The following is a 22559-nucleotide window of genomic DNA, read 5'->3' on the forward strand; positions in this document are numbered from 1 at the left end:
TTTTTATTTACTAAAGAAATGGTTGCAATTACTTTTTAAGAATTCTAAATGTTTCCACTTTATCCAAAATTGATGCTTGAACAAAATAGGCTCCAGAATGCAAATTGGATAAATCAATTTGGCTATTCATTTCATTGGGAGACAACTTTAAAACCTGTTGTCCTAAAGAATTAAAAACTAACACATCATTAATAACGGAAGGAGATTTGATGTTTAGTACATCTTCTACGGGATTAGGAAAATAGCTAAATTCTACCACAGGAGTCTCCACATCCTCTAGACCTAAAGTAAACTGTCCTACAGATACATTGTCTATGTACCATGAATCTCCATCATTTTGAATTCTCACGAATGCAATATAAATTACTTCTCCATCATACTCACTTAAATCGACAATCTTTTCTTCATAAACCTGAGCATCATCGTTCAATTCATTCTCATCCCAAGTTATAAGAGTATCAAAATCTGCTGGAGCTGTTTGAGAACCGGTAGAAATTCGAATTTGATATACAGTTCCATAATCATCATCAAATTCTTGACGTGTATAAAATCTCAGCTCCGCATTTGTTGCATTGGTCAAGTCTATTTGACTGGTAACCATCCAGTCTTCTGTATCGGCTACTGCAGCTTCATACATTATGTGAGCTGAATTGCTTCCTTCATAGGGATTACTTTGGTTGACAACCCAGTCTTCAACACCTAGTGCAGAACCAAATATGGCCCATCCCTCCGGAGGAAATCCATCTTCAAACCCTTCAAAAAAGCCTTCAAAAACTTGGGCTTTAGCATGAAAGTTAAATAACAGGGAAAAGATTGCACCCCATAAAAAAGTAGTTTTTTTCATAACATTAAATTTAATTGATTAAGCATAGTAAAATTACCTATAAAAACCTCAACCTCAATATGTTAAATAATTTTATCGTTTAAATTCTAATTATATCGACAAAAGCACCTATAAAAAACCACACGTTTTATATCACCCTAATAATCAGACTTATAAAAAGCAAAAAAGCGGCTTAAACAAGCCGCTTTTATCCAATTGATTAATTACTCTTAATGTTTAACAACCTTTATAGTCTCAACTATATTATCAATTGTAACTTGTACAAAGTACGCCCCAATACTCAATTGAGACATATCAATAGTACTTTCTATTTTTGCAGGATTCACCCTCAATACTTCTTGACCAACCATATTAAAAACTGACACGTTTTGGATTGTCGAAACTGACTTAATGTTCAAAACATTTTCTACTGGGTTTGGATAATATGAAAAACTACTTTCTTCAAAATGATCAACAATAGATAAAGTTGGGCTAAGGGTTGCCGTATCAGGACTGCTTACATCTATAGTAAAAGGACCTTCTGAGCCATCACTTGAACCACCGTAATACCCAATATTCACATAATACTGAACGCCTGCATCTCCCGTAAAAGAAACAGACTCTCCATCTCCAGAATATCCTGAATCACTACTAGTAACACATGTGAAATCTCCACAAGTTCCAGAGTAAACAGCCAATTCTAAATCCCAACCAGTTACTTCCGAAATATCAACTTCAATAGTACCACTCTCATCAACCATAAAAGTATACCAAACGCCATCATTCATGCCATACGAACAACTTCCAATAAAGCCATCATTATTGGTAGCTCCAATAGCATCTTGGCTAAAATTATATGGTAACTCAGATACTAATGTTGCGGAAGAACAAGCATCATTTTCTGGAGGACATGAATAATTAAAGCTATCTACTTCAAAGTCACAGTCCGTATTGGAGTGAACAGCTGAAATAGTAACTTCGGTACCATTTGAATAAGGACCAAAGTTATACAATGGTTGAGACTCAGATATCGTTTGCTCCTGATTCCCATCTGACAACGAAGTCAAATCTCCAAATTCGGTCACCAATACGTCAATATAGAACTGATCATTATCGCAATCGGGAACAACTGCCGCCGTCGTTTCAGCAGCCATACACATAACGCTTCCCAAACAAATATCGAAAGTATTATACTGTACACTTGAAGACCATCCATAAACTCTCACATAATAAAGTGTACCAACTTCCAATCCTTCTAACATTAAAGTATTTGGATCACTGTCGTCAATGATTGTCAATGCTTCACATCCATTGGTTGCATCATAAACGGCCATCCCCATATCTGTACTTGTACTTGTTCCTCCTCCAAGATTAACAACATTGCTAATTACAATTTGATGTATACTGGAAATGGCTTCAAATGAAAACCACACATCTGTATTGGGAGTCCCTGTAACATCATCTTCTTGAGAGGATGCCGTTGCGCCTAATGTGGTTGCACTTGTAACCTCTGTACATTCCAAATCCATATTAGCTATCAAAGAAATCGGAGCGGTGCAATCATCATTTGACGGAGGACAGTCATAAATGAAACTATCCACTTCAAAATCACAATATTCATCGGTATGAATGGCATCAATATCAACTTCAGAACCACTTATATAAGGACCAAAAATATATGTACCAGAACCAGTTACATCAATCGTTGTGGTTCCATCCGACAAATGCAAAATATCACCTTGATCAGTCACTTCAACTTCAATAGAAAACTCTCCATTATCACAATCTGCCACAATTGCCCCAGAAGCCTCTCCTTCCAAACAAGGCAAGGTTCCCACACAAATATCAAAGTTATTATATTGAACAGTGCCATACCATCCATAAACTCTCACGTAATAAGTAGTTCCTACGTCGAGGCCTTCCAAAATTAAAGTATTAGGATCGCTATCATCAACAAATACTAGAGCCTCGCATCCTGCTGTAGCATCATACACGGCCATTCCCATATCTGTACTGGTACTAGTCCCTCCTCCCTGATTCTCTACATTACTAATTTCAATTTCATGAGCTGGATAAGTTGCTACAAATGAAAACCAAACATCGGTATTAGGAGTTCCTGTTACCTCTCCCTCCTGGACAGATTCAGTAGCTCCTAATGTAGTCCCACTTGTTATTACGGTACATTCTAAATCTTCATTTACCGTCAAAGCAATCGCACCAGAACAATCATCATTTTCAGGAGCTACAGGAAGCGTGGAAAATGTATAAGGGCCTACCCAACCACTAGTACCATCAGACTCACAATCGGCCTGCACATAAAAATCATATTCGGTAAACGGTGTTAAATCGCTTTTGGTAAATCCGTTGGCAACACCTATATCAGTTGGTGTTCCAGTTGCTGTTTCTCCTTCCAAAACCACTTCTACATTATATAAAGAAGCTGTTCCAGATTCCTCCCAAGACAGTACTGCACTAGATGTAGTAATATTTGAAGCTGTTAAGCCTAAAGGTAATAAACAGCTCGGAGCATCTGGCACCGTAATCATTAAAGAAACTTCCAATTCAAGTTCGGGAGTATCTGGTTCCCAGTCAGAACTCACATCGTTATTGGAACCATCATCTGGACTATTTCCACCATTATCATTAAGTACTTCTCCATACGCTGTAATTGATATTAAAGTACCGTCCCAACTATCTGCAAACTTATCATAGCAGTTTACATAGTATACTCCAGGGGAAAGCTCAATATCTTCATTTATCAATCCTGCTCCGTTGGAATAAGTTCCATCTCCTTGGCCCCAAACCTGAGTGCCTGCACCATTTATTTCGGTAGTAATGTTTACCCATTTCTCTGAGGTATAAGAACCTCCTGATGTCGTTATGTTAATGACACTTTGAGCATTGCATAAAGAGAAAAAAGTTAAAAAGACCGTTAAAAACAGTAGTGTAGTTTTCTTCATAAAAGTTGTTTTTTAAGTGGTTGTTATGTTATTTATTCGCAAATTATTGCTTTAAAAATTTACCTACAACCACTAAAACACTTAATCGCTTAAACACCGAATACTTGGATAAAGTGTTAAATAAATTACACAATAAAACTAAATGTTATATAATTAACAATTTTAAAACTTCCCTTAATAGTATTAAACCACAAAAAAAGAGCCCAAATGGCTCTTTTTTTTTGAAAGTATTTATTTTTTAAATTACTCCTTTATAATTCTTACAATTTCAGAACTATCACCAATACTCACTTTTACAAAATAAGCACCTGTTTGCAATTGCGTCATGTCTATATCCGTTGAGGACGCATTTGGCATGAAATTCATCACTTCTTGCCCCAGCATATTGATAACCACAATACTTTCAATACTACTTTGTGAGCGAATCGATAATTTATCATTTACTGGATTAGGGAAATAAGTGAAGCTATTTGATGTTTCTTCAAAATCATTAACACTCAAACTTTCTGTTGACCATATTTTCAATTCAAATGTTGGGTTGGAAGGAACTGAAGAGCTATAAGCAAATACCCTTACATAGTAAGTTTCTCCAACTATTAGCCCTGTTGCTTGAATTTCTGGATCACTTCCGGTATCCTTACATGCTATATGTACTAACGAACCACATGTTCCCTCAAGTAACTCAACAACCCCATCAAACGCATCATCTAAAGTAATGTTCATATCTGTAGTCAATGCTTCAAAAGAATACCATACATCATCATTTGGGGTTCCAGTCCAACCATCACATGTTGGAGCCTCAACACCAGAATCTGTAGCTCCCAATATAGTTCCAGCTACTGGTGTGGCACTATCTGCATCTAGAACATCTGTTTCTTGAACCATAGTAATAGCCCCATCACACTCATCATTGTCTGGAGGACAATTGAAAACAAAAGTTCCCAATTCAACATTACAATCACTATCATCTCCATGAAGAAGCGTCAAAGTTTTACTGTCCCCATTTGCAAAGGGACCAATTTGCATTTCTCCAAGATCAGAAACTCCCCATGTCAAAACACCATCCGTAATTGCCGGAGAACCATCTCCCATATCAGTTACATCTATGACAATGAAAAATTGGTTATACTGACAATCTTCCTCTACAGAAACCGTAGCTTCAGCTGGCATACATGCCAATTGTGTTAAGGAAAAATCATAAGTAGTACTTTGGGGAGTCGCCCAAGTTGAAATAACAATATAATAGGTCGTTCCAGCTGTAAGCTCCACTTCAACAATTCTATCGGCTGTAGAAGAACTCCCTTCAAATCCAATACAGTTAGGAGAAGTCCCCGGACATCCGTCCAAAATATGTATCCCGGAATATGATGACCCTATGTTTGTTAAACTTGCAATATATATACCATCCTCACTAGGTGTAAATGTATATACTACATCATCCCCGTTCATATAATACGAGCTACAACTACTATCCCCATTCTCATAATCATCCATATAATTAGCGGTATCATCACTTGTGGTGTAAGGCAAAGAAGAAATTTCAATAGCTGTTTCACATATTTGACCAGGAACTGGACACGCATAACTATAATCACCAACAACAAAATCGCAGTCTTCAACTTCATGAACAGCAGAAATAGTAACTTCTGTTCCACTTGGATATGGACCGAAATTATACAAAGGCTGTCCTTCAGAAACCGTTTGTGTTTGAGTTCCATCAGTCAAATCAATTAAATCTCCAAAGGACGTTACTACCACATCCACATAAAATTGGTCACTATCACAATCTGGAACTGCTGCGGCCGCGACTTCTGCAGGAACACATGTAAGTTCTAGTATCTCTACCGTATAATCATGAGCTTCGCCATAACCAGAAGTGTTACAAGGTATTGGTTGTGATGAATATCGATTTCCAACTCGCATTCTATAAGTACCAGGCATTACAGACTCTGGAATAGTAATGGTACCATTGGTAACCGCATTTGCTCCAGAACCAGTACTTGCATCAATTGCCACTAATTCAATGGATCCTTCAGAATCATCAAACTCATAGTCTTGATTAAAATCAATCCAAATTCTCACTTTTTGACTTGAAAAGCCATGGCTTACATTATAATCATAGGAAGAATTATTAAAAAGGGAAATGGTCATATCTGAAAAATCACCATAAGCTCCATCCGAACATCCAGTATCTAAATGACTAAACTCTACTGCAGGTATTTCAAAATCATTAATTTGGTCCCCACTTGCACAACCACTAGAGAATACAGGTTCACAATAACAAAGCGTTTCACTTGTCGTAAGCATTGTTTCAGTGCATCCTTCCGATTCACCAACAGAGTTATAGGCTACAATCGTTACATAATATGTTGTATTGACCATTGGCTCAGAAATGCCATATGAAGTACTCCCTGCATTATCAACTGAATCAGCAATATCTGTTCCACCTGAAGTGGTTCCCACGGTTACATAGTAACCATCGGCATTAGCAATTTCAGACCATGTAATATCAAAATCATAATTCCCACAATCATTCATTTCTGTTGTATCAGAAGGACATTCTGGCAAAATCGTTGTTGTAAAACTTTCCTCTGCACAATCTGCGGCATTACCAAATGAATTATAAGGTACAATAGAAACATAATAAGTAGTCCCTGCAGACAAAGCTACATCATAAGTTAATTCATTCCCTACATCAACAGCATCCAAAACATCATTCCCTCCTGAAGTTGTTCCAACGGTAAGCCAATACCCTTCAACACCTCCTGTTGCTGCACTCCAAGTTAAACCGTTAAGTATGTTGGCATCAGTTTCTCCATCCGTTGGAGATGTAAGCATTGCATTACAGTTAGGAGGAGAAGTTACTTCTTGGTTAGCACTAAAATTATCCACATAAAAATAATAATCTCCAGCAACCCAAGTATTACTGATTCGTAATTTTATACCTGATCCATCTGGCAATGAAGCCCCAGGAATTACACCACTCATCGTAGCACAAACATTGCTAACCACATGATTATCATCATTGATTGTTAAGGCCGTGGTCCAAGTATCACCATCATCCAAGGAATATTGAAACTCAGCGGATCCCCAACCTGCAGGAGTTGGATCTACCGGGTTAGACCAGTTATAATTGACTATTTTATAATCAAATGAAAAGCTTAAATCTGTTTCATTTGATATGCCAGGATAATTGGGTGTAGTGATATTCCCAGTTGATGACCAACTGTAAAGATTGTCTCTTTCTGAGTTTCCTTCACAAGCCTGGGTCGATGAGTTGGTATAGGTGTCTACCCAACCGTCCGGTGTCCCAGAGTCAAAATTTTCATTAATTTCTATTTGTGCCATTCCTGCCTTGCAGAATATACCAAATAAAAAAATTGATAGCATCGTAGTTTTTCTCATAAATTGTTTAGTTTTTAGTTTTTAGAATTGTAATACAGCTAAAAGTATCAATATATTTTATCCTAAACTAGCAGCAATAATACTTAATCGACACATTACCAATATCTAACGATAAAACTCAGAATATTAGCATTTTTCTTACATTTTATAAAATTTTTAACAAGAAAAAACAACACATACACAACAAAAAACTACAAAAAACTACAATCAACTAATTAACTTAAATTTTGCAAACAAAAAAAAGGACGCTTAATAGCGCCCTTTTACTCAATATATATTTTTCTTATTGTTCCTTCACGAAAGCTTCCATGACTTCGGCACTTACTCCCATATTACTAAAACCTCCATCGTTGTATAAGTTTTGCAAGGTAACACGACGTGTTAAATCACTAAACATAGCCACAGTATAATTAGCACAATCTAAAGCAGTGGCATTTCCTAATGGCGACATTTTATCGGCATAGGCGATAAACCCGTCAAATCCTTTTACTCCTTGTCCTGCCGTAGTAGGTGTTGGAGATTGTGAAATAGTGTTTACTCTAACCTTTTTGTCTTTTCCAAAGAAATATCCAAAGCTTCTCGCAATACTTTCCAAATAGGCTTTGTTATCGGCCATATCATTATAATCTGGGAACACACGCTGTGCCGCCATATACGAAAGAGCTACAATACTTCCCCACTCACTCATAGCATCATTTTTATAAAGAACTTGCATCACTTTATGAAAAGATACTGCAGATACATCCCATCCTTTATGAGTAAAATCGTAGTTTTGATTTGTATAGTGGTTGCCTTTACGTACGTTTACCGACATACCAATTGAGTGTAACACGAAATCAATTTTGCCTCCTAAGATCTCCATTGACTTGGCTACAAGATTCTCAAGATCCTCCAAATTAGTAGCATCAGCAGGGATAATTTCAGATCCTGTTTTATCAGCCAACTCTTTAATTTGTCCCATGCGCATTGCAATAGGTGCATTGGTCAACACAAAGGTCCCTCCTTCTTCGTGAACACGCTCTGCGGTTTTCCAAGCAATTGAATTCTCATCCAATGCTCCAAAAATAATCCCTCGTTTTCCTTTTAATAAATTATATGACATGGTATTTATTATTTAGTCAATTGTTGTTTTTGGTTTTGTGGGCAAAGATACTATTAAAATGAGAATTTCCTCTAATTCAATAATTGTTTTGCATGCTCCAATGCTGAATTGGATACATCTATGCCTCCTAACATTTGTGCGATCTCCACAATACGCTCCTCATGGGTCAATCGTTTTAATTGTGTTTGGGTAACCTCATCAATATCGGTTTTAAACACCTTATAATGTGCATCCCCTTTTGCCGCTACTTGAGGTAAATGTGTAATGGTAAACACCTGCATGGTCTTACTCATTTCTTGCATAAGCACTCCCATTTTATCCGATATTTCTCCAGAAACCCCTGTATCTATCTCATCAAACATAATGGTTGGTAATTGTTGGTATTTACTCAAAATAGACTTAATCGCCAACATAATTCGTGAAAGCTCTCCTCCAGACGCCGCTTTTTTAAGTTCGTTAAATTGCCCTCCTTTGTTTGCAGAGAACAAAAACTCCAAATCATCCTTACCGTTATTATAAAACTGTTTAGACAATTCAAGTCCTATTTGGAATCTTGCATTTGGCATTCCTAAAACAGACAATAGCTTTTCCAATTGTTTCTGAAGTTCTGGAATTGCTGTATTTCTGCTTTTGTGAATCTTAAGAGCAAGTTCATTTAAATCCTTTTCGATAGCTTTCTGTTCTTGCTCCTTTTTAGAAATCACCTCATCCAAATTTTGGGTGATATTCACTTTTTCCTTCAATTCATCCCTTATGGCAATCAACTCCCCTACATTTTCAGCAACGTGCTTTTGCATCAAGTTATGAATCAACTGCAACTTGGTATTCACCACGCCCAATCTTTCTGGATCTGCCTCCAACTGATCTTGTAAACGCTCTATTTCAACAAAAACATCATCCAATTCAATTACCGTGCTATTGACTCTTTCAAACAACGATTCATAACTTTTGGAATAAGAAGACAACTTAGACAATTGGTTTTTAATTTCTGTCAAACTTGGAATTACCCCAACAGTTTCATCAATCAACAAACCATGCGAACTTCCTAAACGCTCACTGATTTCCTCAATATTGTTAAGTGTTTCGTATTCTTCTTCCAAAGCCTCCATTTCACCATCAATCAAATTGGCCTTTTCCAATTCTTCCAACAAAAATAAATTGTAGTCCAACTCTTTGGCTGCCTCATTTTTTTGTTGGTTTAAATCATTCAACTCACGTTGCACACCTTTATAAGCTTTCAGCTTCTTGCCATACTCAAGAATCACCTCTTGATTTTTGGCCAAAGCATCTATGACCTGAAATTGAAATGAATCATCCGTTAACTGAAGCGTTTGGTGCTGTGAATGGATATCCAATAGATACACCCCTAAAGTCTGAAGGTTCCCAAGAGTTACTGGGGTATCATTGATAAATGCCCTAGATTTCCCAGAAGGCAAAATTTCCCTTCTAATTATAGTTTGAGGTTCGTAATCTAAATCCTCCGATTTAAAAAGGGCTTTCAAATTATAATTGGTGATATCGAAAGTAGCCTCGATTACACATTTTTTGGATTCATCTTTAATGCTGCCCAAATCGGCTCTTTTTCCCAAAATCAACGAAAGCCCTCCTAAAAGGATGGACTTTCCTGCACCAGTTTCACCGGTAATTATAGATAAGCCGTTATTGAATGTCACATTCAGTTCATCAATCAGGGCATAGTTTTTTATTGAAAGATTTGTAAGCAAACGGAAATGTTTAAAATTAAACTATCAACTGAAATCGGATATGATCACAAAGGATCAATAACTTATGTTACGCCATTTTGAGGCGTAGGTTGGTGCAATTCTATTAAGAGAAGATACCACGTTGGTGATATTCACATTTGGTCCATCACTAAAGATTTCTTCAATCTCATCAGACTTTGCATCGAAAAACACACGCATCAAGAAAGAATTGGGTCTTTTGTTATGTAGCTTTTCCAAAGTCCCAATGGCAGTAGCAATCTCCTGCTTTCCTTTTTTAGGATTTTCATGCATCACATCCAAACCATTTCTGTGGTAGTTATACATCACTTCCCTGAACTGTTCAAAAGTTGGAGACATTAAGTTATCGATCAACACAAAACGGGATTGCGTACCATCTTCAAGTTTCCATCCCTTAAAGTTTTCCTGTTGTGAATAGTTTAAAATGGTTTGTGCCTGTTTAAAATACTCATCACCTCCATTAAGTTCAAATGTATCGGCATCCATCCCCAAAATCATGTAGATATGATAAGTTAATACCGAAACTAAGTTGGATTCGTATTGATTTGGATTGAATACTAAATTTTGGAATTCCAAATACTGAAACGTAAAGTTTCTATCGTTAAAATTGTAAACCGGCGTACTATAGGTTGAATTGAATACAGGTCTTGAAGATTGTACTTGTATGGAAGCCTGAAACACATCGGTATCATAATCTGCTATGGTGATGATCATGCTACAGTTAATGCGTTCCTGAGGTTTAAAGTCCTTGTTGGTCCAAGTAGTATTGTTGACAAACTCTGTTAATTGTCGCTCCAAAGTTCTAAACACCTGAACGTTTTCATTCCCAGTTTTTTGCGCATTAACCACTAAATTACAGTTAAGTTCCTGGGCATAACCAGATACAAAAAAGGCAACAAAAGAAATTACAAAAAAGACTCTATGCATTGAGTTGTTTAATTATTAGGTTCATTAAATCGCCTGCCACTTCGGCCTTCGATTTCAAGTCTTGACTCAAGACTTCGTTTGTATTGGTAATAAAAGTAACTTTATTTGTGGAAACCCCAAAACCTGCACCTTCATCATTCAGGGAATTTAGTACTATGACATCTAAATTCTTGGATTCCAACTTGCCTTTGGCATGTTCCAACTCGTTGTGAGTTTCCAAAGCAAAACCTACCAAGAATTGATTCTTTTTGATTTTCCCTAAAGATGCCAAAATATCTTGAGTACGTTCCAACTCTATACTAAACGTATCGGCCTTCTTTTTTATTTTTTTATCGGCCACATATTTGGGACGATAATCGGCCACTGCAGCAGACAAAATTGCAATGTCCACCGCTTTGAAATAGTTGTGAACTTCAGTGTACATCTCAGCCGCACTGAAAATTTTGATAAGTTTTATAAATTGGTTGTTGACTGTTTCGTGCGTTGGCCCTGTAATTAAAATCACCTCAGCCCCTAAATTGGCCGCCGCTTTAGCAATTTCAAACCCCATTTTTCCACTGGAATGGTTACCAATGAATCTAACAGGATCAATAGCCTCATAGGTAGGTCCTGCGGTAATAAGCATCTTTTTCCCCTTCAAAGGCAAACCTTCCAAAATATCCCTTTCAATTAAATCTACAATATCTTCTGGCTCTGCCATGCGCCCCTCTCCTACCAAACCACTTGCAAGTTCTCCGCTAGTAGCAGGAATCATAATGTTTCCAAAACTATTCAACAAGTCGAAAGAGCGTCTTGTAGTGGGATGTTTGTACATGTCCAAATCCATTGCCGGCGCAAAATAAACAGGACACTTGGCAGACAGATAGGTTGCCATGAGTAAATTGTCGCAAACCCCGTTGGCCATTTTGGCCATGGTATTGGCCGTAGCTGGAGCAATAAGCATGAAATCTGCCCAAAGCCCTAATTCTACGTGATTATTCCAAACAGCATCCTCCTCATCATGGGTAAATGATGAATATACGGGATTTTTTGATAAAGTTGAAAGAGTTAAAGGTGTAATGAAGTCTTTAGAAGCAGGCGTCATGACGACCTTTACGTCTGCGCCTGCTTTTATAAATAACCTTACTAGGTTAGCCGTTTTGTAAGCGGCAATACCAGCAGTAATGCCTAAAAGTACCTTTTTGCCACTTAATATCGACATTATTTTATTTATTCCTGAGTTTCTTCCTCAGTGTTTCTGTAGTAGATTTTATCATCATTCCACTCTTGAACTGCTAAAGCATGTGGCTTTGGCAATTTTTCGTAAAACTTAGAAACCTCTATCTGCTCTTTGTTTTCAAAGATTTCCTCCAAACTGTCATTGTAAGTAGCAAACTCCTCTAGTTTATCTACTAACTCTCTACGAATATCAGTGTTAATTTGCTCTGCTCTTTTAGCAATTACAGAAATTGCTTCATAGATGTTTCCTGTTGGAGCATCTATTTCATTTCTGTCATAGGTAACTGTACTGACAGGAGCATTGGTTTTCTTTAAATCCATCGTATTTATAAATTAACTTTTTGTTTCAAATTTATTTAATTCCAACTGCAATTCTTCATTCATTCTATTGGCATCCTCTGCAAATTTAGAATCTGCATAATACTTGATAAAAGAATTATAGTATCCTTGCGCCGTAATAAGTCGGGCTTCTTTTTTATACTCTACACTGTTTACTGCTAAACGATGAGCAGAATCCAATCGATAAAACATCGCTTCTTCCCTAAAAGTACTACCAGGATACTCCAATAAAAAGTTATCAAACGACTTTATGGCCGCCTCATAATCGGAAGCATCGTAGTATGCAATTTGGTTATACTGCTTTGCTATTTCAAAGGCTTTCCTTTCTAGCTTATAATCCAACTCTTTTACCATAGTATTAACTTCTGGTAAGTATTCTGAATCTGGGTATTTACTTAAAAAGAGTTGTAGCTTATCCAGAGCCACAACGGTTTCCTTTTGTTCTTTACTGTAAACTGGCGACAACATATAGTAGCTCTTTCCAGACAGGAAAGAAGCCTCCTCTGCCTTTTCGCTCCTAGGGTATGATGTTTCAAACCGTTCAAATTGGTAACCAGACAAATGGTAATCCCCCATTTCGTAGTATGTTTTAGCATACATATAGGTTAGCTTTTCAGCCTGTGGCTTCCCTCGATATTGAGGAATAATCTGTGCAAATAAACGGTTGGCTTTACCATACTTTCCTTGCTCATAAAGCTCGGTTCCTACACGAAACTTTTCAGCAACATCTTCGGATTTCAATGCTTTTTGAAATTCACTACAAGAAGTTAGCGAAAGTACCAGTAAAAATGTATAAAAAATGTTCTTCATAAAATGTAAACAGAATGCAAAAGTAATTATTTATAACGTATTATAAAAACAAAAGTTATATACGAAAATAACAGTTGCAAACTCTTTCACTATGTCTTTAAGTTAACTTTAACGTTTGGACAAATTAGTCCAAATTCCCGATAAAACTCTTAATTTTTTGTTTTAAACCTTCTGTTGCAGGTACTAACGGCAAACGTACAGTATCAGCAGCCAGATTTAAAGCCTCATAGACCGCCTTGATACCTGCCGGGTTGTTTTCTTCAAAAATGAACCCAACAATATCCATAAGCTTAAAGTGAATATCGTAAGCCTCTTTAGCCTTGCCTTCCAAACCTAATTTAATCATTTTAGAAAACTGCTTTGGCAATCCTTGTCCAATCACCGAAATCACGCCTGCTCCACCAGCCAAAACAACTCCTAGAGCCAAGTCGTCATCACCAGAAATAATCAAGAAATCTTCAGGCTTGTCTTTTAACAATCTAAAATATTGCCCCATATTGTTACCAGCTTCTTTAACAGCTACAATATTTTTGAAATCCTTAGCCAAACGCAAGGTAGTTTCTGGCAACATATTGGACGCTGTTCTTCCCGGAACGTTGTACAAAATAATGTCTACCGGACAAGCTTCAGAAATTGCCTTAAAGTGTTGGTAAATTCCTTCTTGGGTTGGCTTACTATAGTATGGAGACACTGATAGAATAGCGTCTATTTGTGATAAATCGGTAGACTTAATTTCTTCAATAACATTAGCCGTATTGTTTCCTCCAATTCCTAAAACTAAAGGTACTCTTCCGTTGTTAGCCTCTACAATTGTAGCTACGATGGCTTTTTTCTCTTCCTTGGTGATAGTCACGCTTTCTCCAGTTGTACCGCTTATTACCAAATAATCGGTCCCATTCTCCACATTGTAATTTACAATGTTTTTCAACGCTTCGTGATCTACGGACAAATCTTCATTAAATGGCGTAATCAAAGCCACTCCTGTCCCAAAAAATTTTGTCATTATAATTTATTTAGTACTGTTAGATATTTATGTAATTCTCTTTTGAAAAGGGAAAACTCTTTTGGGTGAACATCGAGGATTAGATCGTATAACCTGTCGTCGATCCCTGAAAGTCCCACTTTAAATCTTGACTTAGATTGTGCCGTGATAATATTAAGCTCCATACGGTCTTCCTTATAATAGCTTATCAACGCATCAAAATCCTTATCAACAAATGCTTTAAGGTCGCTATTCTTTATGGCTCCCTTCCATCCAAAATCCTTAGGTGTTACGTTAACGCCCCACAGGGTCTCTGGAGCCAACTTTTCGTCGGCAACAAAAACAATGATTGCAATTCTGTTTCGCTTCACTCCCAAATCTTCCAAAAATCTTTGAAAGTTCTCGAAATCAGAAAATTCATTTAAATTCAAAATCACTCCAACCGAATCAATCTTTTTATTGCCAACCTCTATATTCCTAGAATTTAACAATTTATTGATGTAATTTTGGTATGATTTTTCTTTAAATGCCTTTAAAATCATTTATCTTTATAATTTTTGCAAATGTAGTAAAAGTCACTACATGTTTTGTTAACTTTTCTCAAGAATCTAAATGAATCCAAAACATCTTTTTTTTGCTTCAATTCTGCTTACTTTCTTCTCTTGCCACCAAAGTCAACACCTGTACAAAATAGAAGGGAAACAGATTGCTATAACCGACAGTTTATCCTCCAATTCAGAAATTGACAGCTTTATAGCCCCATACAGGGAACACCTCAACAAAAGCCTGGACAGCGTGCTCTGCTATTCTGAAGACACCTATACCAAAGACGACACTAATTTTAACACGGCTATTGGCAATTTTATGGCGGACGCCATATACGAACAGTCAAACCCTATTTTTAAAAAACGAACAGGAAAAGATATTGATTTTGTGATGTTGAATCATGGCAGCATCCGTTCCATCCTGTCCAAGGGAAACATAACCATTAGAACCGCCTACGAACTCATGCCTTTTGAAAACACCATTGTTGTGGCCGAGTTAAATGGGGCGCAAATAAAAAAACTTTTGAATTATTTAACCCTGAGTAGCAAAGCTCATCCCATTTCCAAATTAAAAGTATCTGTAGATAAAGATTTCAACATCCTCTCCGCCACTATTAAAGACCAACCCATTGATTTCAATAAAACCTATTATGTGCTAACCAACAATTATCTATATAATGGTGGGGACCACATGGATTTTTTCAAACCTAATGATTCGGTGTACACCTTAGACTATAAAGTTAGAAATGCCCTTTTAGATTATTTCATAAAAAAAGACACCATTAGGTCTACCATTGATGATCGGTATATCCAAGTAGAATAACTTGCCCCATTAAGTGTTTACTTATAAACCTCAAGACTATGAAAAGAAGAGATTTTTTACAACAAACAGCAGCTACAACAACATTGGTTGGCCTGGGAAGCTTGGGATTTCAATCGTTTAGTGAAGCTAACAAAAAAATTACCATTCTGCACACCAATGATGTTCACAGCCATATTGATCCTTTTGGCCCAGACGACGGAATGAACCCCAATAAAGGTGGTGTCGCTAGAAGAGCTAGCCTAATAGAGTCCATTAAAAAAGAAAATCCACATACCTTACTCTTAGATGCAGGAGACATATTTCAAGGAACCCCTTATTTCAACTATTATGGAGGCGAATTGGAATTCAAATTAATGAGTATGCTGCAATATGATGCTGCAACCCTAGGCAACCATGATTTTGATAATGGCATCGACGGATTGTTTGCTCAATTACCACATGCCAAGTTTGATTTTTTATCGGCCAATTACGACTTTAAAAACACCATAATGGATACTCATACAAAACCCTACAAGGTGTTTGTTAAAGACGGTATTAAAATTGGCATTTTTGGATTGGGAATAGAACTAGATGGTCTTGTAGATAAGGATCTATACAAAGAGACTGTGTACTTAGACCCTATTGAGACCTCTCAAGAAATGACCAAAATTCTTAAGCAAAATGAACATTGTGATCTCATCATTTGTCTTTCGCATTTAGGATACCATTACGGAAAAAGTCCAAAAATAAGTGACCTTGAATTAGCTAAAGCCACAAAAGACATCGATTTAATCATTGGAGGCCATACACACACCTTCTTAAAAAAACCAACCGTCACCAAAAACGTTGAAGGAAAAAATATGCTGATCAATCAAGTTGGTTGCTACGGTATCAATTTAGGAAGAATAGACTTCTATTTTGACACTTTTAACAACAAATCGGCCGACGGCACTTCCATTATTGTATAACCTATGCTGTAGCATGTTCAGAGGAAGCCGATGACAGCTCTCCTCTATTAACAGTTTCCCGAACGGCCTTTCTATGGTGGTTACGCACATAGGCAACAAAAATTGACAAACCAGCTAAATGGAGCGCCACCGAAATCACCTCAAACAACCAAAAATATACATATAATTCACATATGTACTGGAGTACATCACCAAAGGCAAAACAAGCTATCGCCAATAAAAACAGGATGGACTGCTTACTTTCCCTGGTTAGATACAGCGCAAAGGATAAAAACACAAGAAACACAAGAATCAATGCCCTACCCACATAGAGCCACAGATTAACATCATTTAGAAAACTATCTTTTACTGCGCCGTAAAGCACGTATAACAAATAAGCATTGATTATAAAAATCAGGGACAGGTAAACCGAAATAATTCCTTCAAACTTAACTTTTCGAAGTTGACCAATCAATAAACCAAACAACAAAAGATAGCTACCCAAATAAGCCACTTCGGACAGTTGATTTGTGAATTCATTTTTATGAAATACCATAAAAACATCTCCTAAAAACGAGCACAAGAAAATTGTAAGAAAGATGTTGGCCATATATTTCATTCTTGCAAAATACAAGGTCAACAAAAGCGGAAGTACCACAATTTTTGCTATCCTGTCCAACATAAGATCATTCTTGACAATTGCCAGAACCTGCAGGGCAAACAAGGTACAAAAGACAATAATCAAGGATTTATTGGACATTATTTTATGCCAAAATTCCATAACTAGATTTTATAAGTAGGTCATACAAATATATGCGTTTTGTCAGTATTTTTTTGCATTTTATCGATTTTGAGAAATTTTCAATAAAACGACAAAAACTCTAAGAAAATAACAAACACTAAAACAAAACCTTTGTTTTAAGACAACATATAAACCTTTAAAACCGTAGGAAATTAGGGCAATTACAGGAAATATTATCCATTAAGAATTTACAAGCTGAAAGCTTTCTCCATATGTTAACCGCGACTGTAAATAAAAAAACACAAAGGCCAACACAAAAAAGACAGAACAAATAACATTTAGAATAGTTACCTCGGAAACATAGAAGTACGCCAATTGTAAAACTTCATAAAAAACAATACAAATAGAGCCTATTAAAAAATTCATTGCTTTTTTATCATCTCTATATAGGTATTGAAGCAATGCCAAAGACAACAACAGCATCAACACAGCATTATACACAAACTCCAATACAAATGGATACACGCCTAATTCTTCTTTGGTAGTATTTGTAACCACTACAACACAAAAACAATCCAGAACAAATAATACAAATGCATGGAATGGGAGTTTAACGACTACCTTTTTAACGTTGAGCGATGTAAGCAATTGGGCAATCAAAAACATATAGGATAAAATATACATAGCATTGCCTATGTAATAATAGTAGTCTCGTTCATTTTCCTCTAAATAATATTCCCATGTAAAAAAGTTAATAATATCGGAAAGGGTATAGGTTATTAAAAATAAAAAGAAAAAGAGCCCTCTATTCTTAACACTTACTGCATATAGCACAGTAAGAAACAATAGCAATATTGCCCTAAAGCCCATAGCATAATATTCGTATTCCAGAAGTTGTAGACCTAAAAAGCCCAAACTAAAAACCGTTAATATTGCAATTAATAAATTTCTCTTCAGCATAACCATTCGTGATTGGTTCCGGCCAAATATAAGATAAAAAATTGCAATTCAACGCAATAAAACGCATTTAATCGATAAAAAAAATACATTTTGTAGGATTTCACATAATCATTTGCAGAAATTCGGCTTCCGTAATAATTTCTAAATTCAATTGTTCAGCTTTTGTTCGCTTACTAGGGCCCATTTTATCCCCTGCAACAAGATAGCTGGTTTTGGAAGATATTGAAGATGAGACCTTTCCGCCGTTATCTTCTATTAACTTTTTAAGCTCATTCCTGGAAACCGTTTCAAAGACCCCAGATACCACAAAAGTCAGATTTTTCAATTTATCTGTCTGTTCGGCTAATTTTTCAGCAGAAATTTCCAATTGCAAACCAAATTCCCTTAACCGTTCAACGATGTTTATATTGGTTTCATCATTAAAAAATGCCAAAACACTTTCGGCAATTTTCACACCTATTTCATCCACATTAACCAAATCTTCCAATGATGCCAATCTCAAATTATCGATAGATTTATAATGCTTGGCCAATTTTTTAGCTACCGTTTCACCAACATAACGAATCCCCAAAGCGTACAATACTCTTTCAAAAGGAATCTGTTTAGAAGCCTCAATACCTTTCAGTAAATTATCAGCACTCTTTTCAGCCATTCTTTCCAAAGGGAGAATTTGCTCCTTGGTAAGCGCATACAAATCTGAATAATTATTAATCAAGCCCTCATTGACCAACAAAGCAACAGTTTCGCCTCCCATACCTTCAATGTCCATAGCCTTTCGGGAAATAAAATGCTGAATACGACCAATAATTTGAGGATTACACCCATTGTAATTGGGGCAATAATGCTGGGCTTCTCCTTCCTGCCTTACCAATTCAGTATCACATTCTGGACAGCGGGTAATATATTTTGTAGGCTGTGAGTCTATTGGGCGTTTGCTTAAATCCACCGCAATAATCTTTGGTATGATCTCCCCTCCTTTTTCTACGAACACTTCATCTCCTTCTCTGATATCCAATTTTTCGATTTGATCGGCATTGTGCAAAGAAGCTCTTTTCACTATTGTACCTGCCAATTCTACCGGATCTAGGTTGGCCACCGGAGTTATCGCTCCTGTACGTCCTACTTGGTAAGTAATATGGTTTAATCTGGTTGAAACCTGTTCAGCCTTGAACTTATAAGCCATTGCCCATCGAGGAGCTTTGGCGGTATATCCCAATTCCTCTTGCTGGTACAAATCATTCACTTTTATTACCACCCCATCTGTTTCGTACGGCAAATCAAAACGATTAACGTCCCAATAAGCTATAAACTCCAAAACCTCATCTATGGAATTAGCCATTCGGGCCGTATTTGGCACTTTAAAGCCCCACGCCCGTGCCCTTTCTAAACACTCAAACTGTGTATCTATTTTTAAATTGGAGGAGGTAATATTATACAAAAGACACTCCAGTGGCCGCTTGGCAACCTCAGCACTATCTTGCAATTTCAAACTTCCTGAAGCCGTATTCCTTGGATTTCTATAAGGCTCTTCCCCTATCTCAATACGTTCTTCGTTCATTTTATCAAACCCTTCAAATGGCAAAACTATTTCTCCTCTAATATCAAATTTGGGAGGATAATCTCCTGTTAATTGCAAAGGAACAGACTTAATCGTTTTTATATTGGTTGTAACATTATCACCCTGAAAACCATCTCCTCTGGTAACAGCTTTAATTAATTTACCATCCTCATAAGTCAAGCTTATGGAAGCGCCATCGTATTTGAGCTCGCAAGTATAGGTTATTGTACCATCTACCATTTTTTTGATTCGAGCTTCCCAATCCAATAAATCTTCTTTGGAATAGGAATTATCCAAAGAGTACATTCTGTGCTCATGGACAACCGTCTCAAAATTCTTGGTAATCTCTCCGCCAACCCTCAAAGATGGCGAACTGCTATCATAATACTCTGGATGCTTTGCCTCCAATTCCTGAAGTTCCTTCAACTTCATGTCGAAATCATAATCACTTATAATTGGAGTGTCCAATACATAATAGTTGTAATTATGTTTTCTGAGTTCTTCCCTTAAGGCAATAATACGTTGTTGAATATCCATTTGAAATTTATGAATGAGTGAGGTTTTACTATAAATTTTAGGGTTCCAAGATACTAAATTGCACTTGACGGAATACTTGCCACAAAAGTTTTATTCTAACAAAAGCATTCATAAAACAAGTCCCTTAAAACCAAGATCTTTTATCTTTTGAAAAGGAAATTAAAATTGAATATAATCTATGGGGTTACATTAAGTTCTATCGGCTTTTAACCATTGAGGCACTTCTTGAGGCTTAAACCGCTTCATTTTATCCAACAACCCATCCACATTATCTTCTACAATTAACAACTCTAAGTTTGAAATTTTAAGCAAACCTTTAGCTACCATGGTCTCAAACATTTTAATTAGATCATCATAAAAACCGTTGGAATTAAGCAAGCCAATGGGCTTTTGATGCAAGCCCAATTGTGCCCATGTGATAATTTCAAAAAGCTCTTCAAAAGTTCCAAAACCACCAGGTAGAGCAATAAAGCCATCCGACAACTCATGCATCTTCAACTTTCGCTCATGCATCGTGTCTGTGGTAATCAGTTCATGTAATCCCAAATGCACTACTTCCTTTAGTTTTAAAAATTCAGGGATAACCCCTATCACCTTTCCATTGTGCTCCAAAACAGCCTCCGCCACCTTCCCCATAATTCCAATCTTTGCTGCTCCATACACCAAGGCCATTCCTTCTTTCGCCATTACCGTCCCCAGATATTGCGCATCATGGATTACCTTTAAGTCATTGCCCTCGCTGCTTCCACAAAACACAGCTATTGATTTTAATGTTTTCATAACTTTTTTCCTTTAAGCATTCTGTCATTTCCAAACATATCCTGACGCAGTTCTACCTCCTTGAAATCATTGGCCAGCAACAACTCCTCCATTTCCTTCCCTAGATATTGATTAATTTCAAAAAACAACAGACCACTGTTTTTCAAATACTTATTAGCAAATTTAGTAATAACTTTATAAAATCGAAGAGGATCATGGTCAGGAACAAATAAAGCTAGTTCGGGCTCATACTCCAGTACATTTGGCTTCATCTCTTCCTTTTCCAACTCTCGCACATAAGGCGGATTGGATACAATAACATCAAAATTGAGATTCAAAAACCCAGATTCCAGAATCTCATAGTTAAGAATATCTCCCTTTATGAATTTTACCTCTACTTTATTCCGTTCTGCATTTTCTTCAGCAACTTTAAGAGCCTCCCCACTGACATCCAACGCATAAATTTCAGCATTTGGCAAGCAATTCCCCAAGCTAATAGGAATGCACCCCGAACCAGTCCCTATATCCAAAATACGCAGTGGTTCTGTCCTAGATTTACACATATCTACAATCCACTGCACCAATTCCTCAGTTTCTGGCCTGGGAATTAAAGTAAACTCTGACACCTGGAAAAGCAAACCAAAAAACTCCGTTTCCCCCAATATATGCTGAATAGGTTCTTGACTTTTCAATCTAGCTAGAGCCTCTTCCATTTTTATAGCCCCCAATTCATCAACCTCATAATTAGGATTCATAACCAAAGTAATGGGCTTTAGGTTAAAATAATATTCTATTAAAAACCTAAAAAAACTATCAACCTCTTCAACTCCATAAATAGGGTCTAACAATTGGTGAAACCGACTCTTTAAATTCTTTAATATCATAAGTTTTTTATCATCCATACATTACAGGAATAATGCCCTGTATTTCCCAATGGACCTTCCAAAGGTTCAAATCCTGCTTTTGCATATAGCTTTGTAGCAGCTTTCATATATGGCAATGTTTCCAAATAGCATTTTTCAAACCCAAATTCCTTTGCTTTGTTCAAACATGTCGCCATCATATCACTTCCCAACCCCGTTCCTCTAGCCTCTGGAAGAAAATACATTTTCTGTAACTCACAAATTCCTTCTTCTCCTTCCAAAGGAGCAATCCCTGCCCCTCCAATCACTTTGCCAAGATCATCCAACACATAGTAAATGGTCTTGGAAGCGCCATAAGTTTCAGTCATACAATCCAATGCGCTATCCGCATAAGCAGTACCTACTTTTGGAACTCCAAATTCAATTAATACAGCACGTATCATTTTGGCTACTTGAGCATCGTCTTCCCTCTTAATTTCTCTAATGACAATATTATTTTTGCTCACTTTAAATTGGTATTTTTGCCTCATCAAATTTG

The 22559-nt window shown here is 36.7% G+C and carries 19 protein-coding genes; 2 read left to right on the forward strand and 17 right to left on the reverse strand.

All coding sequences use genetic code 11. The features are described 5' to 3' along the window. Nucleotides 1–28: 28 nt before the first annotated feature. From RBH95_RS10645 to RBH95_RS10695, 11 genes are all read right to left on the reverse strand, one after another. Nucleotides 29–844, reverse strand: coding sequence for a T9SS-dependent choice-of-anchor J family protein (locus RBH95_RS10645; protein WP_307899578.1), 816 nt, complete (start codon nucleotides 842–844; stop codon nucleotides 29–31). 209 nt (nucleotides 845–1053) lie between these two features. Then, nucleotides 1054–3783: a fibronectin type III domain-containing protein gene (locus RBH95_RS10650; RefSeq protein ID WP_307899579.1), complete on the reverse strand. Its 2730-nt coding sequence runs from the start codon at nucleotides 3781–3783 to the stop codon at nucleotides 1054–1056. A 243-nt stretch (nucleotides 3784–4026) separates the two neighbouring features. Further along, nucleotides 4027–7188 carry a GEVED domain-containing protein gene (locus RBH95_RS10655; RefSeq protein ID WP_307899580.1) on the reverse strand — a complete coding sequence of 1054 codons (3162 nt, stop codon included), beginning with the start codon at nucleotides 7186–7188 and terminating at the stop codon, nucleotides 4027–4029. 283 nt (nucleotides 7189–7471) lie between these two features. Then, nucleotides 7472–8290, reverse strand: coding sequence for an enoyl-ACP reductase (locus tag RBH95_RS10660; RefSeq protein WP_307899581.1), 819 nt, complete (start codon nucleotides 8288–8290; stop codon nucleotides 7472–7474). A 71-nt stretch (nucleotides 8291–8361) separates the two neighbouring features. Beyond that, entirely contained in the window at nucleotides 8362–10014 is a 1653-nt protein-coding gene (recN, locus tag RBH95_RS10665; protein ID WP_307899582.1) for a DNA repair protein RecN, read from the reverse strand. 54 nt (nucleotides 10015–10068) lie between these two features. After that, nucleotides 10069–10959 (reverse strand): DUF4835 family protein, encoded by an 891-nt coding sequence (locus tag RBH95_RS10670; RefSeq protein WP_307899583.1) that lies wholly within the window; start codon nucleotides 10957–10959, stop codon nucleotides 10069–10071. Beyond that, nucleotides 10952–12160: a bifunctional phosphopantothenoylcysteine decarboxylase/phosphopantothenate--cysteine ligase CoaBC gene (gene coaBC, locus RBH95_RS10675; protein ID WP_307899584.1), complete on the reverse strand. Its 1209-nt coding sequence runs from the start codon at nucleotides 12158–12160 to the stop codon at nucleotides 10952–10954. The genes RBH95_RS10670 and coaBC overlap by 8 nt, the downstream gene beginning before the upstream one ends. Before the next feature lie 8 nt (nucleotides 12161–12168). After that, a complete protein-coding gene (locus RBH95_RS10680) occupies nucleotides 12169–12498 on the reverse strand; it encodes a DNA-directed RNA polymerase subunit omega (protein ID WP_307899585.1) in 330 nt (109 codons plus the stop codon). A 12-nt stretch (nucleotides 12499–12510) separates the two neighbouring features. Beyond that, entirely contained in the window at nucleotides 12511–13326 is an 816-nt protein-coding gene (locus RBH95_RS10685) for an outer membrane protein assembly factor BamD (RefSeq protein WP_307899586.1), read from the reverse strand. A 124-nt stretch (nucleotides 13327–13450) separates the two neighbouring features. Beyond that, nucleotides 13451–14329 carry a 4-hydroxy-tetrahydrodipicolinate synthase gene (dapA, locus tag RBH95_RS10690; RefSeq protein ID WP_307899587.1) on the reverse strand — a complete coding sequence of 293 codons (879 nt, stop codon included), beginning with the start codon at nucleotides 14327–14329 and terminating at the stop codon, nucleotides 13451–13453. Next, a complete protein-coding gene (locus RBH95_RS10695) occupies nucleotides 14329–14850 on the reverse strand; it encodes a hypothetical protein (protein ID WP_307899588.1) in 522 nt (173 codons plus the stop codon). The genes dapA and RBH95_RS10695 overlap by 1 nt, the downstream gene beginning before the upstream one ends. A gap of 70 nt (nucleotides 14851–14920) precedes the next feature. Here RBH95_RS10695 and RBH95_RS10700 point away from each other — a divergent pair, with 70 nt between their 5' ends. Further along, nucleotides 14921–15676: a 5'-nucleotidase C-terminal domain-containing protein gene (locus tag RBH95_RS10700; protein WP_307899589.1), complete on the forward strand. Its 756-nt coding sequence runs from the start codon at nucleotides 14921–14923 to the stop codon at nucleotides 15674–15676. A 38-nt stretch (nucleotides 15677–15714) separates the two neighbouring features. Beyond that, on the forward strand, nucleotides 15715–16623 hold the full coding sequence (locus tag RBH95_RS10705; protein ID WP_307899590.1) for a bifunctional UDP-sugar hydrolase/5'-nucleotidase: 909 nt from the start codon (nucleotides 15715–15717) through the stop codon (nucleotides 16621–16623). Nucleotide 16624: 1 nt separating this feature from the next. On the opposite strand, the gene RBH95_RS10710 is transcribed toward RBH95_RS10705, so the two are convergent. From RBH95_RS10710 to RBH95_RS10735, 6 genes are all read right to left on the reverse strand, one after another. Beyond that, entirely contained in the window at nucleotides 16625–17383 is a 759-nt protein-coding gene (locus tag RBH95_RS10710) for a hypothetical protein (protein ID WP_307899591.1), read from the reverse strand. A 201-nt stretch (nucleotides 17384–17584) separates the two neighbouring features. Next, complete coding sequence (locus RBH95_RS10715) at nucleotides 17585–18304, reverse strand: hypothetical protein (RefSeq protein ID WP_307899592.1); 720 nt, start codon at nucleotides 18302–18304, stop codon at nucleotides 17585–17587. 100 nt (nucleotides 18305–18404) lie between these two features. After that, nucleotides 18405–20399: an NAD-dependent DNA ligase LigA gene (gene ligA / locus RBH95_RS10720; RefSeq protein WP_307899593.1), complete on the reverse strand. Its 1995-nt coding sequence runs from the start codon at nucleotides 20397–20399 to the stop codon at nucleotides 18405–18407. A 189-nt stretch (nucleotides 20400–20588) separates the two neighbouring features. Continuing rightward, the gene (locus tag RBH95_RS10725) at nucleotides 20589–21179 is read right to left on the reverse strand and encodes a TIGR00730 family Rossman fold protein (protein ID WP_307899594.1); all 591 of its coding nucleotides are present in this window, start codon (nucleotides 21177–21179) and stop codon (nucleotides 20589–20591) included. After that, complete coding sequence (prmC, locus tag RBH95_RS10730; RefSeq protein ID WP_307899595.1) at nucleotides 21176–22060, reverse strand: peptide chain release factor N(5)-glutamine methyltransferase; 885 nt, start codon at nucleotides 22058–22060, stop codon at nucleotides 21176–21178. Before prmC ends, RBH95_RS10725 begins: the two co-directional genes overlap by 4 nt. Further along, the gene (locus RBH95_RS10735) at nucleotides 22039–22551 is read right to left on the reverse strand and encodes a GNAT family N-acetyltransferase (protein WP_307899596.1); all 513 of its coding nucleotides are present in this window, start codon (nucleotides 22549–22551) and stop codon (nucleotides 22039–22041) included. Before RBH95_RS10735 ends, prmC begins: the two co-directional genes overlap by 22 nt. Nucleotides 22552–22559 lie beyond the last annotated feature (8 nt).

This window comes from Mangrovimonas sp. YM274, assembly GCF_030908385.1.
Lineage (GTDB): Bacteria > Bacteroidota > Bacteroidia > Flavobacteriales > Flavobacteriaceae > Mangrovimonas_A.

What these genes read in the sequence shown, in the direction of transcription:
- RBH95_RS10670 (WP_307899583.1), bottom strand. Translation starts at nt 10,959, where the DNA reads ATGCATAGAGTCTTTTTTGTAATTTCTTTTGTTGCCTTTTTTGTATCT.
- RBH95_RS10710 (WP_307899591.1), bottom strand. Translation starts at nt 17,383, where the DNA reads ATGGAATTTTGGCATAAAATAATGTCCAATAAATCCTTGATTATTGTC.
- prmC (WP_307899595.1), bottom strand. Translation starts at nt 22,060, where the DNA reads ATGGATGATAAAAAACTTATGATATTAAAGAATTTAAAGAGTCGGTTT.
- RBH95_RS10725 (WP_307899594.1), bottom strand. Translation starts at nt 21,179, where the DNA reads ATGAAAACATTAAAATCAATAGCTGTGTTTTGTGGAAGCAGCGAGGGC.
- RBH95_RS10685 (WP_307899586.1), bottom strand. Translation starts at nt 13,326, where the DNA reads ATGAAGAACATTTTTTATACATTTTTACTGGTACTTTCGCTAACTTCT.
- coaBC (WP_307899584.1), bottom strand. Translation starts at nt 12,160, where the DNA reads ATGTCGATATTAAGTGGCAAAAAGGTACTTTTAGGCATTACTGCTGGT.
- RBH95_RS10650 (WP_307899579.1), bottom strand. Translation starts at nt 3,783, where the DNA reads ATGAAGAAAACTACACTACTGTTTTTAACGGTCTTTTTAACTTTTTTC.
- ligA (WP_307899593.1), bottom strand. Translation starts at nt 20,399, where the DNA reads ATGGATATTCAACAACGTATTATTGCCTTAAGGGAAGAACTCAGAAAA.
- RBH95_RS10700 (WP_307899589.1), top strand. Translation starts at nt 14,921, where the DNA reads ATGAATCCAAAACATCTTTTTTTTGCTTCAATTCTGCTTACTTTCTTC.
- RBH95_RS10715 (WP_307899592.1), bottom strand. Translation starts at nt 18,304, where the DNA reads ATGCTGAAGAGAAATTTATTAATTGCAATATTAACGGTTTTTAGTTTG.
- RBH95_RS10695 (WP_307899588.1), bottom strand. Translation starts at nt 14,850, where the DNA reads ATGATTTTAAAGGCATTTAAAGAAAAATCATACCAAAATTACATCAAT.
- RBH95_RS10660 (WP_307899581.1), bottom strand. Translation starts at nt 8,290, where the DNA reads ATGTCATATAATTTATTAAAAGGAAAACGAGGGATTATTTTTGGAGCA.
- RBH95_RS10655 (WP_307899580.1), bottom strand. Translation starts at nt 7,188, where the DNA reads ATGAGAAAAACTACGATGCTATCAATTTTTTTATTTGGTATATTCTGC.
- RBH95_RS10705 (WP_307899590.1), top strand. Translation starts at nt 15,715, where the DNA reads ATGAAAAGAAGAGATTTTTTACAACAAACAGCAGCTACAACAACATTG.
- dapA (WP_307899587.1), bottom strand. Translation starts at nt 14,329, where the DNA reads ATGACAAAATTTTTTGGGACAGGAGTGGCTTTGATTACGCCATTTAAT.
- RBH95_RS10645 (WP_307899578.1), bottom strand. Translation starts at nt 844, where the DNA reads ATGAAAAAAACTACTTTTTTATGGGGTGCAATCTTTTCCCTGTTATTT.
- RBH95_RS10735 (WP_307899596.1), bottom strand. Translation starts at nt 22,551, where the DNA reads ATGAGGCAAAAATACCAATTTAAAGTGAGCAAAAATAATATTGTCATT.
- RBH95_RS10680 (WP_307899585.1), bottom strand. Translation starts at nt 12,498, where the DNA reads ATGGATTTAAAGAAAACCAATGCTCCTGTCAGTACAGTTACCTATGAC.